14 protein-coding genes are annotated in these 17587 nt (G+C 43.0%); 7 read left to right on the forward strand and 7 right to left on the reverse strand.

The window, feature by feature from the left end:
- Positions 1-2 precede the first annotated feature (2 nt).
- The 5 genes from A0256_03555 to A0256_03575 all read right to left on the reverse strand — a co-directional run bounded on the left by A0256_03555 (position 3) and on the right by A0256_03575 (position 9175).
- Positions 3-2804, reverse strand: coding sequence for a hypothetical protein (locus tag A0256_03555; protein AMR30564.1), 2802 nt, complete (start codon positions 2802-2804; stop codon positions 3-5).
- A gap of 54 nt (positions 2805-2858) precedes the next feature.
- Positions 2859-5603 carry a hypothetical protein gene (locus tag A0256_03560; GenBank protein AMR30565.1) on the reverse strand — a complete coding sequence of 915 codons (2745 nt, stop codon included), beginning with the start codon at positions 5601-5603 and terminating at the stop codon, positions 2859-2861.
- A gap of 161 nt (positions 5604-5764) precedes the next feature.
- The gene (locus A0256_03565) at positions 5765-6028 is read right to left on the reverse strand and encodes a hypothetical protein (GenBank protein ID AMR30566.1); all 264 of its coding nucleotides are present in this window, start codon (positions 6026-6028) and stop codon (positions 5765-5767) included.
- 64 nt (positions 6029-6092) lie between these two features.
- On the reverse strand, positions 6093-8567 hold the full coding sequence (locus A0256_03570) for a hypothetical protein (GenBank protein ID AMR30567.1): 2475 nt from the start codon (positions 8565-8567) through the stop codon (positions 6093-6095).
- Positions 8568-8638: 71 nt separating this feature from the next.
- Entirely contained in the window at positions 8639-9175 is a 537-nt protein-coding gene (locus tag A0256_03575; protein ID AMR30568.1) for a dCTP deaminase, read from the reverse strand.
- 378 nt (positions 9176-9553) lie between these two features.
- Here A0256_03575 and A0256_03580 point away from each other — a divergent pair, with 378 nt between their 5' ends.
- The 3 genes from A0256_03580 to A0256_03590 are packed head-to-tail and all read left to right on the forward strand — an operon-like array spanning position 9554 to position 11642.
- A complete protein-coding gene (locus A0256_03580) occupies positions 9554-10192 on the forward strand; it encodes a 4'-phosphopantetheinyl transferase (GenBank protein AMR30569.1) in 639 nt (212 codons plus the stop codon).
- A gap of 2 nt (positions 10193-10194) precedes the next feature.
- On the forward strand, positions 10195-10923 hold the full coding sequence (locus A0256_03585) for a lipoyl(octanoyl) transferase (protein AMR30570.1): 729 nt from the start codon (positions 10195-10197) through the stop codon (positions 10921-10923).
- Entirely contained in the window at positions 10920-11642 is a 723-nt protein-coding gene (locus tag A0256_03590) for a hypothetical protein (GenBank protein ID AMR30571.1), read from the forward strand. Before A0256_03585 ends, A0256_03590 begins: the two co-directional genes overlap by 4 nt.
- 6 nt (positions 11643-11648) lie before the next feature.
- On the opposite strand, the gene A0256_03595 is transcribed toward A0256_03590, so the two are convergent.
- Positions 11649-12140, reverse strand: a complete 492-nt coding sequence (locus tag A0256_03595; protein ID AMR30572.1) for a hypothetical protein — start codon at positions 12138-12140, stop codon at positions 11649-11651.
- Positions 12141-13313 (reverse strand): RNA methyltransferase, encoded by a 1173-nt coding sequence (locus A0256_03600; protein AMR30573.1) that lies wholly within the window; start codon positions 13311-13313, stop codon positions 12141-12143.
- 83 nt (positions 13314-13396) lie between these two features.
- Between A0256_03600 and A0256_03605 the strand changes: the two genes are divergently transcribed.
- The 4 genes from A0256_03605 to A0256_03620 all read left to right on the forward strand — a co-directional run bounded on the left by A0256_03605 (position 13397) and on the right by A0256_03620 (position 17565).
- Entirely contained in the window at positions 13397-13759 is a 363-nt protein-coding gene (locus A0256_03605; protein ID AMR30574.1) for a hypothetical protein, read from the forward strand.
- A gap of 271 nt (positions 13760-14030) precedes the next feature.
- Positions 14031-15848: a hypothetical protein gene (locus tag A0256_03610; protein ID AMR30575.1), complete on the forward strand. Its 1818-nt coding sequence runs from the start codon at positions 14031-14033 to the stop codon at positions 15846-15848.
- Positions 15849-15960: 112 nt separating this feature from the next.
- Complete coding sequence (locus A0256_03615) at positions 15961-16656, forward strand: two-component system response regulator (protein ID AMR30576.1); 696 nt, start codon at positions 15961-15963, stop codon at positions 16654-16656.
- 330 nt (positions 16657-16986) lie between these two features.
- Positions 16987-17565 carry a hypothetical protein gene (locus A0256_03620; GenBank protein ID AMR34415.1) on the forward strand — a complete coding sequence of 193 codons (579 nt, stop codon included), beginning with the start codon at positions 16987-16989 and terminating at the stop codon, positions 17563-17565.
- The last annotated feature ends 22 nt before the right edge of the window (positions 17566-17587 follow it).

Below are 17587 nucleotides of genomic sequence, written 5' to 3' on the forward strand. Positions count from 1 at the left end.
AATTATTCAACCTGGTAGCGGTACACTTTGCGACCAAGGTTTCCTTCCCCATCCACCCCTTCCACAGTTATGCGGTAAGTACCTTTAGTATCTGCATTAAAATAATCAAACGAAACTTTACCATCTTTGCCAGTAATTACATCGGGTTTCCAATAGATGCCGGAGCGAAGATCGAGCGTGCTGTTGTTGATATTTGCCGAAGTATACTTAGGTGTATAGTAAACCCTTGCATTATAGAAACCTTTAAACGGATAAGTAATTAAGCCCGATGGGGAAGCGCTGGTTACAAAACTACGCTCACTGCCATTCTTCATGGTAATTACCAAAGCCCCCCCTTCTATACTACTACCATAAATTGATTTTGCAAAGGTACTGCGCAATACTTCAATACTAAGCACGTCGTTAGCATTTACATTATTCAATTCACTGCCCTGCAATTGATTACCATCTACAATGATCACCATATCCTGGCCACTGCCTCGGCTTATATTCACTGGCGTGCCATCAGTTTTAAAAGATATTCCAAATAACTTGCCTCTCAAACAATCAGCCAGTGAAGCGCAGTTTACTAACTTTTCACCCAGTAATACTTGGTCAGCATTTCCGGGCCCATGTAAATTGGAAGATCTCGTAACCTCATTTTTCCTTACTTTTTTACCTACTACCGTAACCTCTTTCAATATTGTTGTGTCTGTACCTGCGAGTCTTTTAGTGGTAATAACCATATAACTTCCTAACTTTTCTCCTCCCTGAATATCGCCGGAGGCTCCAAGTTTTAAATTATCGACTTCTGACGGCAAATAAGCAGTTAAATTATCGAGGGTAACAAATGTTCCGTCAAGTAAAATATCTGTTGGGGCACCTGTCCGGTCTTTAGTGTAAAACCCACCGGGCGGCTCTTTAAAACCTGGGTTAATACTCAAGACCACCTCCCTCATAGATGGGAATCCCAAATATTTAGTCATCTTAAATGTTCGCTCAGGAACGGCGCGATTATCCCTGAAAGGGTCTCCCTTACTTGTTCTTTTTCCTTTAACGGTTATCTGCAACAGCTGCCGCCCGTATTTTAAAGAGTCGTCGACTAATTGCTTTTGGTAAAGTGCATAATTTTTAATCAGCGTTGCTTCCGGCAAATCATTGCTAGCCAGGTCGCCGGCTACACTTTTAATGATATTCGGATGGTCAGGTTGTTTTACAAAAATAGCAACCCGTTTGCCATCGTTTTTTTTGCGCGCCTGCAGTACGATCTTGGCTGTATCGGACAAGCCCAAATTCACGAATTTAAAATTACCAAGGGCATCGGTAACAGTATCTAAAATTGTATTCTCCCGGCTAGCCGTTAGCGTAAGCTTTCCATTTGGCACTATATCCCCGCCGTTAGTCTTGATCGTCCCTTCAAGGGTGAGCCCTTTTTCCGGTTGATTCACAATCCGGGTATCCGGCGCGTTCAGGATTTGCTTCCATTCAAACCGGCGGTAACCTTGCGTAAGCATCAGCACGTCTAATTCGCCCCGCTTTGAAGCTGTGGGATCAACAAAATAGTAATTTGGCTTTTCGATGTATCCTTTCAAATCTGACGTTAACAACAAATGACTAAATATAGATCCTTCATTAATTTCATCAGCACCAACCCGGCTTTCGTTAATAACCGATATAGAGAAACTTCCCTCCACCGGAGCGTTAGCATCATTTCTAACATTAAGATCCAGCTTCACTATGCCCCGCTTAGGATAGATTTTGTTTAAAGAATTAATACTCATTTTTAAGGTATCATCAGCCATGATGAAAGCAATTCGTTCACAAACCGGCTTACCGTCGGCAAATAGCGTGAATTGCACAATACCGGACGGAAACCGATTCCTAGCTATAGCTGCGCCAAACACCAGGCTTTTGAAATTCCCCCCGGCACTATAGTATACCTCACCTGCAGCCTGCCCAACTATAAAAAAGCTGCTGTTTTGTTTAGTTTGTAACGTTTGGCTGTTAGTAGTCACTTTTAAAACAATGCTGTCCTTACGCGAATTGTTTATGGATAAAGTATAGCCCTCCTCCTGTACTTTCGGCATGGCCACCGGGAAAGTACTCCCGTCTTTAAGTGTAATTTTTGCAGTATAGGTTTCACCCAGCTGCGGCAATAAGGCAAATATGCCCATACCTGCATGTGTAGCTTGAAATTCAGCTGCTACATTGCCTAGTTTATCTAATACCGTACCTTTTATAAATTCGCCGGCACCGCTGGTTGCAACTGCTTTAAACGCCACCTTAGAGCGAACGCCGGCCAACAGATCGCCCCCTTCCGGAAAGAATTGTACGTCCGGGTTAGCTTTTGCTACCGGGAGCACCAAGTCAGCGGGTGATATACCACCAATATTTACGCGCTGATCATAAAAATAATCGGGCCCGGCGTTCCGCATCCATGCGGTGTAGGCACGCACATGATAGTTGCCTGGTTTAATTTTGCCTGGCAAGGCAAAATCTCCCCAGGCCACGCCGGCAATCAGTTCCAGATTTATTCTCCGGATCAATGAATCCTGCGGACTTAATAACTCAACATATAAAACACCGCTTAGGGCCGAAAGCCCATGGGTATACCCTACAACGGTGTAAGCTTTAAACCAAAGGGTATCGCCGGGTATGTAGTTGGGTTTATCTAAATGCAGGTAAACCTTTTCAACAGGCTTCGCCGCGTAAGTGGCCTTGAGATTCCCGACTGCCGTTGCCAGCAACGAACTATCCTTTTGGGCATAAACCGTAGGCCCTGATAAAAAACCAAATAAGAGGAATAAAAGAACTAATATTTTCATGATCGACGGGGCTTTCTGAGTTTGTACAATTTTTTGAGAGGTTTAATTATCAAATTACTCCACCTTATACCGATACACTTGCCTGCCAAGGTTACCATCGTCATCAATACCTTCTACTACTACCCGGTAGGTGCCCTTTGTATCCGCATTAAAATAAGTAAACGAGGCTTTACCATCTTTACCCGTTAACACATCCGGATTCCAGTAAATGCCGGAACGCAGGTCTGCATTCCCGCCGGTTTGATTGGCTGCTGTATATTTAGGCGTGTAATAAGTGCGGGCTTTGTGATAACCTTTGAACGGATAAGTAATTAAGCCGGTAGGCGAATCGCTGGAGGCATACGTTTTTTCGCTGCCGTTTTTTAAAGTGATAATCAAAGCGCCACCGCCAATGCTGCTACCGTAGATAGATTTGGCAAAATTCGTTCTTATCACTTCTATACTTACCACATCGCTTGCATTAATATTATTGAGTTCGCTGCCCTGAAGCTGAACACCTTCAACGATAATAACCATATCCTGGCTGCTTCCCCTGGAAATGTTTACAGGGGTACCATCAGCCTTAAAGCTTACGCCAAAAACTTTACCACGAAGGCAATCTGCAAGGCTGGCACAGTTACCCAATTTATCATCAAAAATCACCTGGTCGGCGTTACCGGCACCGTGCAGGTTGGCAGAACGGGTAGGCACAGTTCTCTTAAGTTTTTTAGCAATAACCGTTACCTGTTTTAATACGGTTGTATCAGTGCCGGCTATGCGCTTGGTAGTAACAACTATATAGCCGCCTGAAGGCCGCCCGCCCGGCGTACCTCTCTTCTCTCCATCTACAATATCACCCGGCAAGCCTATGGTAAGGCTTTCTACTTCCGACGGAAGGTAACCTATCAATGCATCTAATGAAGATATCCCCCCATCAAGGTAAATATCAACCGGCCCCCCTTGCTTGCCGGTTTTCACTAACTCCCCCTCAACTTCCCGGTAAAATGGTTGCTGTAAAACAAGCGCCTTTAAAGAGGCTATACCATCGGCTCTTTTCATATCAACATTGCGCTGTGGCATTACACGCCCTGCCGCATACGGGTCACCCTTATTTATCCTTTTAGCAGTAACGGTTACCCCGTTTAACTGTGATCCGTTTTTCAATGAGTCCTGATTTAGCTGTTCTGTGTAAACGTCAAATTTCTTTTTCATCTCTTCTGCAGGCAGATCATTTGAAGATGAAAAACCTCGGCTACTTTTTATTATTTTAGGATAAGCAGGCTGCTGAATAAAGATAGATACCCGCCGGCCATTATTTTGCTTGCGGGCCTGTAAAACAATTTTTGAGGTATCTGATAATTCCAGCTTACTAAACTTAAAATTCCCTTGTGTATCGGTTACTGTGTCAAGCACTACGTTTTCCCGGGGAGCAGTGAGCATCAGTTTGCCTTTTGCAATCATGTCCCCTCCGGTAGTCTTTACGGTTCCTTCCAGGCTCAGGCCTTTTTCGGGCATATCGGTAATCCGGCTATCCGGGGCAGTGATCACTTGCTTCCATTCAAATCTCCGATAGCCCTGTGTAAGCATCAGCACATCCAGCTCAGCGCGTTTTTGATCATTAGGATCGACAAAATAATAATTTGGCTTTTCAATGTATCCCTTTATATCAGAGGTCAGCAACAGGTGGCTCAGAATGGAACCTTCGGCCTGCTCGTCTACATCTAACCGGCTCTCATTTATTACAGCGATAGAAAATGTACCGGCAACAGGTTCATCAAGAGCATTTTTCACCAAAACATCCAGCTTTACGCCACTCCGGGCACCATAGGTTTTTGCAGCAGAAGCAAGATCTATTTTTAACCCATCATTGTTTTGGATGAATGCCACCCGTTCACAAACCGGTTGGCCTCCTGCAAAAAGTGTAAACTGCACTACCCCTGTCGGGAAACGTTTTTTATCTATTGCCATGCCTAAAACAGGGTTTTTCAACAAGCCTTCGGCCGTAAAATAACTTTTACCACCGCTTTGCGCGATAATAAAAAATGGAGTGTTCAATTTGGATTGAAGGAACTTACCGTTTACAGCTACCTTTATAAATAAGCTGTCTTTGCGACTGTTGTTAACCGAAAACGTGTACCCTTCATCCAGTATTTTTTGAATTGGAACCGTGAATGTACTGCCATCTTTCTGAATGATTTTTGCTGTATAAATTTTCCCGGGCTGGGGCACCAGGGCAAAAACCCCCATCCCTGCATGGCTGCTTTCAAATTCGGCAGCTACATTGTTGTCATTATCTAAAATACTACCTTTAACGCTCTGGCCGGCTCCATTCTGTCCGATGGCCTTAAATGCTACTTTGGACCTGATACCTGCAACCAAATCGCCCCCTTCCGGAAAAAACTGAACATCAGGATTTATTAGAGTAGCAGCAGGTGCAATTGCGTTGGGAGCAAGACGGCCAATATTGATGCGCTGGGTATAAAAATAATCGGCGCCTGCATTTTTCATCCAATTGGTGTAGGCTCTTAATTGATAGATACCGGCTTTAAGATTGTTAGCTAATGTAAATTCCCCTTTGGAAATGCCGGAAGTTAGCCTTAAAACCAATCTCCGCATAACGGAATCTTTAGGATTGATCAATTCCACATACAATACTCCGCTTAATGCAGAAAGATTGTGTGTTTCACCTACAACGGTGTAAGCTTTGAACCAAAGGGTATCGCCAGGTATGTAGTTCGGTTTATCTAAATGCAGGTAAACCTTTTCAACAGGCTTTGCCGCGTAAGTGGCCTTAAGATTCCCTACTGCCGTTGCCAGCAACGAACTATCCTTTTGGGCATAAACAGAAGAACTAAGCAGGAAGAATAAAAAACCGGAGACACTAAAAGAACGGCATAGGATTTTCATAGATGATAGTTAGGTATAGGTGAGATTGACTAAGTGTTGAATAGTTTAACCAGCGTATAAATAATAAAAATAAATCACTCAACGCGAAAGCGATAAAGCTGCCGGCCCAGCCGGCCATTATCATCAATACCTTCTACTATCAATTGATAAATACCTCTTGTATCATTTGTAAAAAAAACTGAATTAGTACGGTCGAGATGCAGATATACTTTCTCAACAGGCAACTGCTTTTCAATTGATGCCGAAATAAGGTTGCTAAATGAGGTCTCGCCCTGAGCGAAAACAGCCGAACCCAAAAGCATGATTGCGAAAAATGACAGTATTGGCAACACTTTCATAGGTAAGGTTTAAGTACATGCAATATACAAACCTTGATTAACCAATACTTTAAAAAAATAAAATTTATTGCACTTTATAACGATACACCATTCGCCCAATATTGCCATCAGTGTCTATCCCTTCAATCACTACACGATAGGTACCCCGGCTGCCGCCGTTAAAATACTCGAAAGAGGTTTTACCGTCTTTATCGGTTACTAAACCAGGATTCCAGTAAATGGTGCTCCGCAGATCGGCCAGTTGCTTATTGGTTTTAGGCTGATCATATAACGGAGAGTAAAAGCTGCGCGCTTTGTAGTATCCTTTGGGCTCATAGGCTTTTATACCACGGCCGGTAACCGGTCCATCGTAAGCATTATCTCTATCGTCGCCACGTTTGGTGGTTACTATAATTACGCCGTTACCGGCTCGGCCGCCATATATGGCTGAGTTGGCACCACTGCGCAGTATTTCAATAGCGGCAACATCATTCACGTTTATAGAATTCAGGTAATTACCATCTACATAAACGCCATCCAAAATAATTTGCATAGGCCTAAAACTGCGGGTACTGTAAGGGATGCCATTGCGAAAGATAACGCCAACCAAGCGCCCCTGCAAGCAATCCGACAGGTAAATGCAGCCATAATTTCTAAAATCGCGAGCCAGCATTACCTGGTCAGCGTTGCCCGGGCCGTTTAAATTAGCCGAATGTTTCAGCGCGATCTTCTTCTCCCTTACGGTGACTTCCTGCAAAGAAATAACATGGTTGCCCACGCCATAACGCCGCTGCATATCGTACAGCTGTTTACTGCTCCGGCTATAAACGGTTAGGGTATCGGTAATCCTCACCGAAAGCGCAGGTGCATTTTTGCCCCGGGCCGTTGCCGGCGGCGCTATCGAATCCAGGCGAATTATTACGTCTTTTTTGTTTTTAGCTGTGCGGGCCTGTATAATCAGCCGGATGCTATCGTTAAAGGCCAGGTTGGTAAAGGCAAAACGCCCGCGGGCATCGGTTAAGGTATCCAGCGTATAGGTGGCATCGTCAATATCAATTAACTGAACTTTACCATTTGGTACCGGTTTACCGCCTGGGGTAGTAACCGTCCCTGAAACCTGTAGTGCCTTTTCGGGCTGGAAATTATCTGCGCCAATCTTGTCACCCAGCAAATCCCGCCAGTTAAACCGGCGGTAGCCTTGGGTAAGCATCAGCATATCACGGTCGGCACGGGTTTTATCACTTACGTTGTTAAAATAATAGGCAGGCTTTTCTACGTATCCTTTCAAATCGGCAGTTAGCAGCAGGCAGGCTAATATATTGATACCACCGTCCTCGTTTACCGGCAATCTCGTTTCATCGGTAACCGATACGGAAAAACTACCGATCATGGGTTTTTCCAAACCGCTTGCCAATATATTCATTTTAACTTTTTGCTGCGGTGAGTAGCTTTGCCTGTCGGCAGATAAATTCAGCTTCAGCTTTTCGGGATGATGAATAAAAACCAGCCGCTCGTTTAGCGGTTCGCCACTGTCGGAAAATAAAGTAAATTGGATAATCCCTGCCGGAAACTTGCTTTTAGCCACCCGGGCAGTGAACATAGTGCTGCCTGGTTTACTTTTAGCTGCATAATGCACCTTACCACCACTTTGAGCCATTAAGGTTACTATGCGGTTTGGATCTTCCAATAAGGTTGCCTTTGCTATCGCAATTTTTATGTCCAGATTACCCTCGTCTGCGTCGGTAATGTGCAAGGCATATCCCTTATCCTGTGCTTTTGGCAACACAATGTTCAACGAGGTACCGTCGGCCGTTGTTACTTTAGCCGTGTAGCTAGTTCCAGCCTGCGGCGAAAAAGTAAATGTACCCATCCCTAAATGTGTACTGTTAAAACTTGCCACTTGCTTACCGGCAGCATCTACAACAGTACCCTTGGCATCCATCCCGAAACCATCAGGGCCTATCGCTTTAAATGCCACCTGGCAATCAAAGCCGTTTAGTAAATAGCCACCTTCAGGAAAAAACTGAACATCGGGTTTAGCGGGAGCAACCGCGGGCAAAATACCTTTTTTTGAAACCGCTTTTGCAGGAACTTTTGTGTTGGGGCTGATGCTGTTTATGATGCTAATAGCTTCGTCAAAAAAGTAATCATTGCCTGTATTGCGCATATAGTTGGTAAAAGCCCTGATGCGGTAATTGCCGGCGCTTAAAGTATCGGGCAGCGCAAAATCTCCGGCAGCGGTACCATTGCTCAGCTGAAGTTTAACGTATTGCTTAACGGCGCCCCGGGCATTTAACAATTGCACGTGCAACACACCGCTAATAGCCGAAAGCTGGTTGTTGCCGCCGGTTGTAACATAGGCCTTAAAAAAAACATCATCACCTGCGCCGTAATAGGGCTTATCCAGGTGGAGATAAACTTTTTCTATAGGGTGATTATCAGCCCATTTGGCAAGTTGCCGGGTTATTTTGGGAATAGGATCCTCAACTATAACAAAGCCGCAAACACCGGCAATACCGGCAAAAATAATCAGCCCGAAAAAAAATCTTTTAAATGCCATAATTGGTAATGGAAATATACAGCTTTAAAACGCTAATTACCTGCTTTCCTTATACCTATAACTACAATGTATCAAAACTTGTTCTTCCACATCATACTTTCTACCGGGCGGGTGGTAGGTTTGTTGTATTTGGCGTTGCTTTTGGTGTTGTACATGGTTTCTATCTCGCCTTCAACAACAAAATAGATCAACTGGCCAATGGGCATGCCTGCATAAATTTTAACAGGCTGCGCGCAGGAGATCTCCAGCGTCCAAGTATTACAGAAACCAACATCGCCTTTACCTGCTGTAGCATGGATATCAATACCCAGGCGGCCGGTGCTCGATTTACCCTCCAGGAAGGGAACGTGGGCGTGCGTTTCGGTATACTCCATTGTTACGCCGAGGTACAGCGTGTTTGGCTGCAGTACAAATCCTTCTTTAGGGATCTCGAACCCGATGATCTCGTTATGAAGTTTGGCGTCCAGCACACGGTCTTTGTAGGTTGCCAGGTGCTTGCCCAGGTGTACATCGTAAGAGTTAGTGCCCAGGCATTCCCGTTCAAAAGGCTCTATAATGATGGTACCTTTATCAATTTCTTCGAGGATGCGTTTGTCTGAAAGTATCATGGGCAAGTAATTAGGGTCCTAAATTACCCCTAATTGGGCTAAGCGACAAGGATGTTTTTTGAACAAATGGCTAAAATTCGCCTAAACCGCTCTAATCAACAATCAGCTTACACAATGCCGGAATATCATCTACACGCTTAATTTTTCTGTGCGCGTTTTTGTTTCCGCTGCGAATTGTAGCTTGCGGCAACTTTCTGTTAACGCCACAGCTATTAAAATAGCGGCTGCTATATAAATTTTTTTCATTGTTATAATACGCTCTTTTTTCTTACCAGTATAACGTAAGATATATGCAATATGTAACAGGCAAGTCTTCGGCAAATTGAATTATTATATTTATTTGATATAAGTTTGTTAACGTTTTTGCAATTTTACTTTATGGCGATAGCATACCGGCACCAGATAGATGAAGATACAGAATTTGCGCTATGGCGAATTGAGGAAGGTGCCGAAGAACTCTACAAACAACTGCAGCTTAATGATACCGAGAAAGCATTTACTAAACAACTGAGCAAAAGCAAACGCTACCTGCACTGGCTGGGTACACGGGTATTGCTGCGTAAAATGCTGGGGACCGAGGAATACATCGATTGTACGGTGGATAGCCATGGCAAACCTTACCTGGTAAGTTTACCGTATCATATTTCGCTTAGCCACTCTTTTGATTATGCCGCGGTGATGATCAGCAAAACAAGCCCCGTTGGAATCGATATTGAACAGATAAAAGAAAAGGTGGAACGTATTGCAGGCAAGTTCCTGAGTAATGCGGAACAGGCTTTTATTGATAAAAAAAATAAAATAAACCAGCTTTACGTTTGCTGGTGCGCCAAGGAAGCTATTTATAAATGCCACGGGCAAAAGGAGGTTTCGTTTTTGGATAATATTATGCTGCAACCATTCGGTTTTGAGGGGCATGGCGTAGTAGATGCCCGGTTAAAAAAAGGCCCTATCGACAGAAATTATGAGGTAAACTACCTTAAATACGAGGATTATATGATTGGATACGTGAAGGCTTAACGATGAAAAATAAAAAAGTTACAATACAAGACTGGGGCCTCACCGATTATAAAGAAGCCTGGGAACGCCAGGAATCCATTTTTAGCGAAACCGTAAAATTAAAAACGGAGATCCGCAACCGGCTCGTAGCCGTACCTGCTGGAGAAGAGTTTTGTGAAGATACTTCGACCCCTAACTATCTGATCTTTTTAGAGCATCCGCATGTATACACGCTTGGCAAAAGCGGCAAGCCCGAGCACCTTTTACTGGACGAAGCCGGGCTGCAAGAAAAGGAAGCAGTTTACTATACCATTAACCGTGGCGGCGATATCACCTATCACGGCCCGGGCCAGATTGTATGCTACCCCATACTGGATCTTGATAATTTTTTTACCGATATTCATTTATATCTGCGCACGCTGGAAGAGGCAGTGATTCTTACCCTGGCAGATTACGGCCTAACTGCCGGCCGCTACCCTGGCTATACAGGAGTTTGGTTTGATGGAGATAATGAAAAAGCCCGAAAGATCTGCGCTATGGGTGTGCGCTGCAGCCGATGGGTTACCATGCATGGCCTGGCTATGAATGTAAATACTAATCTGGACTATTTTAAAAACATTGTTCCCTGTGGGATAGATGACAAGGCCGTTACCAGCATGCAGCAGGAATTGGGACATGAGGTAGACCTAAAAGAAGTTCAAAAAATCCTTACCAAACATATTTCCGTATTGTTTGATATGGAGATCCTATGAAGAATATTTTTACATCGATGATAATAGCAGGCGCCTTTTTCGCCTGCAGCAAACAAACAGCAGTTACACCCGTGGCCAATACAACCAGCACGACTACCCCGGTTACCTATTCCGATACCTTAACTTACCTTGCATTGGGCGATAGCTATACTATAGGCCAGTCGGTGGAGTTAAATCAATCGTTCCCATACCAGCTTGCATCACAATTAAAACAGGCAAAGCATTTTGTAAGCATACCAAAAATAATTGCAACCACTGGCTGGACGACTGATGATTTGATAAAAGCAATTAGCGCCAGTGATATTACCGACAAGAAGTATAATATAGTAACACTGCTAATTGGTGTAAATAACCAATACCGTGGTTACAGCAAGGAGGATTACCGTACCGAATTTACACAACTATTGAATACTGCCATTGCTTTTGCAGGAGGCAACAAAAAACAGGTGTTTGTATTGTCTATTCCCAACTGGGGCGTAACACCCTACGCGGCGAGTTTTGATCGTGATAAGATCACCGCAGATATCAATGCTTTTAACGTCATCAACAAGCAGGAAACAGATAAACAAGGCGTGACTTATGTAAATATTACTGGTGTATCAACCAAAGCAGCTACAGATGCCAGCTTAACGGCGCGCGACGGCCTGCATCCATCGGCGGCTATGTACGAGTTGTGGGTGAAAGAATTATACCCAGCCGTATTGCAAGGTATAAAATAACAACTGCTATAGTTTATATTCTACTACAACAGTTGGCAGTAAGGTAGCCGCATTCAGCGGGATTTGGTCTTTAGCTGTGATAGGCCTGCGATGTACATAAAAGTCATACGCTGCCTTCTGCACTTCACCCGTGCCCGCAGAAGGGTTTAAATAGCCTATAGAGAAGGGGATAATAAAATCATGAAATTTTTCTTTATTGGGAATGATCCACTTTTTGCTGGATCTTTTCAATGCATCAATTACCGGCAGTGCTAACACGTAGTCATCCGCATAGTAGATCACTATTCTTGATATATTACCGTTAATATCAGCGGTAAACTTAATTACTGCCGTGCCTGTAGCTTTTTTACTTTTCACATCGGCGCTCACTTGCAGGCTATCTTTAAAAAACCTGGTCATGACGGGGCTGCCACCCTGAAACGGGAACGCCAGATCGCCTTCCTGTGCTTTGCAATAAACAGACGATAAGAGCAGGGCAATAATTAAGAGCTTCTTCATTTAATCTATTTTAGGTTCGCGTTTGCTTCCCTCATACAACTCGTACTCAAACAACCGGCAGTCAAGCTTGCCATTATAAAATTCAATTTTGCGACTAGGGCGCAGGCCTATTTTTTTCGCCAGATCAGGATTACCGGTAAAAACATATCCACGGTACCCCAAACATTGTTTTTTCAGATAGTCGCCAATGCGGGCGTAAGTAATCTCCAGTTTAGTGTGAACGCCAAGTCGCTCGCCATATTCAGGGTTAAACATCACCACTCCTGCCTCTGCAGGAACTTCTGTATCTGCAAAATCACAAACGCTAAAATCAATTAAATGTTCTACGCCGGCAGTGTTCGCATTTTTGCGGGCAATATCCACCGCATCGTCAGATATGTCAGTCGCGATGATCTTGAACCCAAGGGCTTTTTTTGCTTTATCTTTTAATTTGCGGCGCTCCACAAAAAACACCTGTTCATCATAACCCATAATGTGCATAAAACCGTAATTCATGCGGAACAAACCCGGGTGTTTATCAGTAGCTAACAATGCTGCTTCGATTGCCAAAGTACCAGAACCGCACATTGGGTTGATAAATGTGCTATTCATATCCCATTTGGTAGCAATAATGGTAGATGCAGCCAAGGCCTCCAGCATAGGTGCTTTGCCGGGTATTTTACGATAGCTGTGTTTAGCCAAAGTTTCGCCGGATGTATCGATATAAATATCAGCTTTATCATCCTGCCAGTACAGGCTGATAACCGTTTTGTTAGCATCAGCGCCACTGTTAGGCCGGATACCCTTTTGGGCTTTAATCCTATCTACTATAGCATCTTTAACCTTTACGTTGGCAAACAGCGGCGTAAGAATATGCTCGTTATTTACGTTGGAGGTCACCGAAAAATAGCCGGTAAAATCTATTAGCTGCTCCCATTCAATTTGAACCAGTTCTTCGTAAAGATCGGCAGGGGTAGCGGCTGTAAAGCTTTTTAATAAATATAGCACCTGGCTTGCGCAGCGCAGATTCAGGTTAAGGCTAATTGTATCGTTAACGGTACCCATCAGCTCTATGCCGGTTTGGAAAACACGTGTAGGCTTAAAGCCCAGTGCTTCAACTTCCTGCTGCAGGTAAGGCGAAAGCCTTTTGTTGCAGGTGATTATGATTTTACTCTCGGTGTGGAAAACTTGCATGATATATTTTGCGAATTTATGAATAAATAACCCCGTTTTTAATTCCTTACTCTTAACTTTACACTTTAAATATTTTCGGAACTATGGAAATTAAAGGTAAAGTGTATGAAGTGAGCCCAACCACACAGGTTACGGAGTCACTAAAAAAGAGAGAATTAATACTTGAATATATCGAGAACCCACAATATCCCGAGTATTTGAAGTTTGAAGCCATACAAGATCGTTGCAATTTGCTTGATAGTGTAAAGGTAGGCGAAGATGTTGAAGTTTTCTTTAACCTGAAAGGCCGCCCATGGACAGACAAAACAGGCAAGAAATCATATTTTAACTCATTACAACTTTGGAAGGTTAATGTATTGGGTGGTGCCGGTGCAGCAACTACACCAGAATATGCAGCCCCTGCAGATATCAGCTCAACCGCTGATGATGATGATTTGCCTTTTTAATAAATTGGCAGCTTAGCATCTGAGGAATAGCGATGGATTTTTATATCCATCGCTATTTTTTATGCCTCTTTAATCGCTTATTTATTCTTCTTCTAATCATTGGCCAAACGCTATGAAAACAGAAGTTAGGGCAGATGAAGCTACTCGCGAAACTTCTTTGTGCCCCAAAGGAAACCTAACCTTTCGTAAGCCTATAAAACTGCACAGGCAAATTGTTAAAATTTGTTAAATCAAATGGTTATCCGTTTAATTAAAATATTTTTGTGTAGAGATGAAGAAAAGAAGTATCGGTTTGATTATCGGCCTCATGGGTTTTGCGCTTTTGGGTGTGGTAGGCATGCAATACAACTTTTTGCGCCAGTCCTATCAAATGCAGTCAGACGTTTTTAACCGGTCGGTAAATGAAGCACTTGGCAGCGTGGTCAGCAAGCTCGCTAAACAGGATGCCATCACTTTTTTAAATGCAAAAACAAATATCCGTACCCTAACGGTAAAAAATACAGCAGGCGAAGAAACCACCAAGATAAGCATCAACGGCAATAGCTTTAAAGCCTACGATTCATTAAAAGCAAAAAAAAATCAAAGCAAGCGCGAGCGTAAATTGGCCATGCTGCGCGATAGTTTAAAGCGAATGATCCTCCATAAAAAAATGGACGATGAAGTATCCAGCCTCACCCAGCAGGGCACACTAAATTTAAGGATCCGCATTGAAGAGGTAACAGATGAGTACGGCAACGTACAAGGCCGGATGATTCCCGAAGTAATAAAAACGCCCCGCCCCGTAACATCCAGGCTTTACAAATATGATACGATCCGTGGCACCTATATTGATCCGCAGTTTGGCCCGCAGGTAATAACCATTGCAAAGCTAAATCCTTTATGGGTACAACAGCAGCTTCGGCTGCAAAAAGCTAAGCAGTTTAGGCAGGTGAAAAAAATGCTGGAGGCTGATTCTTTGGAAAACATCAGTCGCAGTTCTGCAAAATCCAATGTGATAGCCAACCTAGCAGAAGAGTACCGAAAATCTAATGAGCCACTTGCCAAACGTTTGAATGGCTTTTGGATAGATTCTTTGCTGCGTTTCGAACTGCACAACCGTGGCATCTTTTTGCCATTCAGTTACGAAGTAAGTACCGCAAACAGCGATTCCCTGATATTTGCCAGCGCATTGGATACAGAAGGTAAGAAGCCGGAATTTATTGAGGCCAATACTTACCAGAAAGCCATCTTTAGCAACGAAGTGATCAATGATCCCGGGCGGATCAAGATCGCCTTCCCGCAGAAGAATTCTTTTATTTTGGGTAATATGACTGCTACAATGGGTACAACCGGCGGCTTACTGTTTGTGTTGATATTTTGCTTCGGTTACACAATTTTTTCTATCCTGCAGCAAAAAAAGATCTCGGAGATGAAAATTGATTTCATCAACAACATGACCCACGAGTTTAAAACCCCAGTATCTACCATAATGATAGCCAGCGAGGCTTTAAAGGATGATGAGATAGCGGATGATAAAACAAGGGTGGCGAGATTGGCGAATGTTATTTATGAAGAGAATCTTCGCTTGGGTAGCCATATTGAACGGGTGCTAAACATTGCCCGAATAGAAAAAAACGACTTTAAGCTGGATAAAAAACCGGTTGATGTAAATGAAATGGTAAGTATTGTACTGGATAGCATGGCACTCAAACTGCAAAAATGCAATGCGGTAACTACCCTTAATCTTACCGAAGAGGATGCCATTATTACCGGCGACGAATTGCATTTCAGTAATGTATTGTACAACCTAATAGATAATGCCATTAAGTACAGCAACGAGATACCTGATATTACCATCAGCACAATAAAGCGTGGCGGGTACGTTTGTATTAAAGTATCCGATAAAGGCATTGGAATGAACCGCGACCAGCAAAGCAAAATATTTGAGCAGTTTTACCGCATACCAACAGGCAATCTGCACGATGTAAAAGGCTTCGGCCTGGGCTTGAGCTATGTAAATACCATAGTGAAAAGGCTTGATGGCACCATTACCGTAAAAAGTGAAAAAGAAAAAGGCTCTGAATTTGAATTGAAGTTTCCTGCCGCGTAGCAGCAGAGTCGGGAAGACGGTAAGTCTGAAAGACGGAAAATAATCAGAGGTTCAAGTACAAAATAACTTTCCGGACTTTCGGCATTTCCGACTGCCGGACTTAACACCTATCATGAAGAAAATACTCCTTGTTGAAGATGATGCAAACCTTGGCCTGTTATTACAGGATTACCTGCAGTTAAAAGGTAAGTTCGATGTAGTACTTTGTAAAGATGGCGAAGAAGGTTTACGGGCATTTACCAAACAGGTTTATGACCTGCTGATCTTAGATGTTATGATGCCCAAAAAAGATGGTTTTACTTTAGGCAAAGAGGTTAGAAAGATCAACGCCAATGTGCCTATTATCTTTGCTACAGCTAAAGCGATGATTGAGGATAAGACACAGGCCTTTAACTTAGGCGGCGACGACTATATTACCAAGCCCTTTCGTATTGAAGAATTATTGTTACGTATAAATGCCTTACTAAAGCGTACCGATAAGACTGACAAAAAAATAGCGGACGATAATCCTACGCAATTTAAACTCGGCAGCTACAGCTTTGATTATACCATGCAAATGGTTACCCGGGGTGATGCCCAGCAAAAGCTATCTACTAAAGAGGCCGAGTTACTTCGCCTGCTCTGCCTTCGTAAAAACGAAGTGCTTACCCGCGAGGAAGCCCTTTTGAACATCTGGCACGATGATAATTATTTTAACGGTCGTAGTATGGATGTGTTCCTGAGCAAAATTCGCAAGTATCTTAAAGATGACTCCACCGTTGAGATCATCAATGTACATGGAAGGGGCTATAAATTATTGATCAATTGATGGCAATTGAGCGTCTGCCTACCCGATTGTTTATCTAAAATTAACTCTTTATTTACTTTAGCGCGAGTTTCGTTGTTAGTTCACACAAAAAACAGCAAAATCATGTTAAGTGTGTTTACTACACTATGCAGTTTTAAGCAATGGCTATTTGTGGAAACAGGAATTTTAAAGACCCCTATCAATTTCTTGATTAAATATCTTTTTTAATTTAAACCTATAGTGCTGTTAATCAATTAGAAATAAATTTTTCTTATATCAGCTTTCAATTTTGTTTGCAAATATTTTTGAGATGGCATGGCTATTGCAAAAACTATGAAAACACAACAATTTATGAAAAAGATTACTTTATTATTGATTCTAGCCGCAGCATTCACATTTTCAGCGTCTGCGCAAATCCAAAAAGGCAATGTTTTGGTTGGCGGTAACTTCGCAAACATCAACTTAGGCTTGGATGACCCTCAAATTTTTAGTTTTGATGTAACTCCAAAGGCAGCATGGTTTATTCAGGATAACATTGCATTGGGTGGTTACGTAAACTTAGGCATTCAAACAGCTAAAAGGTCTAATACAACAACCAGCTATGGTGTTGGTGCTTTAGGCCGTTACTACACAGGTCAGGATGTTGAAGTATTGCGTCACGGTCGCTTTTTTGGTGAGGCTACAGTAGGTTTAGGTGGTGTAAATGTTAGCAACGGCGGTGGCAGCACCAACGGGTTAAACTTAAGTGTAGGCCCAGGTTTTGCTTACTTCATCACTCCAAACATTGGTTTGGAAACCCTTTTAAAATATAATGGCTTAGTTGGTTTCGGTAGCCAAACTACGCAGAACAACCTAAACTTATCTTTCGGTCTTCAGATCTACCTTCCAGGTCGTAGCACTGCAAGAAAAGTACAGAGTGACATTAGATAATCATTAGTACAAATATTACTAA

The sequence above is a fragment of the Mucilaginibacter sp. PAMC 26640 genome (assembly GCA_001596135.1).
Lineage (GTDB): Bacteria > Bacteroidota > Bacteroidia > Sphingobacteriales > Sphingobacteriaceae > Mucilaginibacter.

Coding starts and splice junctions, on each gene's coding strand:
- A0256_03570 (AMR30567.1), bottom strand. CDS start 8,567: ATGGCATTTAAAAGATTTTTTTTCGGGCTGATTATTTTTGCCGGTATT.
- A0256_03595 (AMR30572.1), bottom strand. CDS start 12,140: ATGAAGAAGCTCTTAATTATTGCCCTGCTCTTATCGTCTGTTTATTGC.
- A0256_03590 (AMR30571.1), top strand. CDS start 10,920: ATGAAGAATATTTTTACATCGATGATAATAGCAGGCGCCTTTTTCGCC.
- A0256_03585 (AMR30570.1), top strand. CDS start 10,195: ATGAAAAATAAAAAAGTTACAATACAAGACTGGGGCCTCACCGATTAT.
- A0256_03620 (AMR34415.1), top strand. CDS start 16,987: ATGAAAAAGATTACTTTATTATTGATTCTAGCCGCAGCATTCACATTT.
- A0256_03615 (AMR30576.1), top strand. CDS start 15,961: ATGAAGAAAATACTCCTTGTTGAAGATGATGCAAACCTTGGCCTGTTA.
- A0256_03610 (AMR30575.1), top strand. CDS start 14,031: ATGAAGAAAAGAAGTATCGGTTTGATTATCGGCCTCATGGGTTTTGCG.
- A0256_03565 (AMR30566.1), bottom strand. CDS start 6,028: ATGAAAGTGTTGCCAATACTGTCATTTTTCGCAATCATGCTTTTGGGT.
- A0256_03580 (AMR30569.1), top strand. CDS start 9,554: ATGGCGATAGCATACCGGCACCAGATAGATGAAGATACAGAATTTGCG.
- A0256_03555 (AMR30564.1), bottom strand. CDS start 2,804: ATGAAAATATTAGTTCTTTTATTCCTCTTATTTGGTTTTTTATCAGGG.
- A0256_03605 (AMR30574.1), top strand. CDS start 13,397: ATGGAAATTAAAGGTAAAGTGTATGAAGTGAGCCCAACCACACAGGTT.
- A0256_03600 (AMR30573.1), bottom strand. CDS start 13,313: ATGCAAGTTTTCCACACCGAGAGTAAAATCATAATCACCTGCAACAAA.
- A0256_03575 (AMR30568.1), bottom strand. CDS start 9,175: ATGATACTTTCAGACAAACGCATCCTCGAAGAAATTGATAAAGGTACC.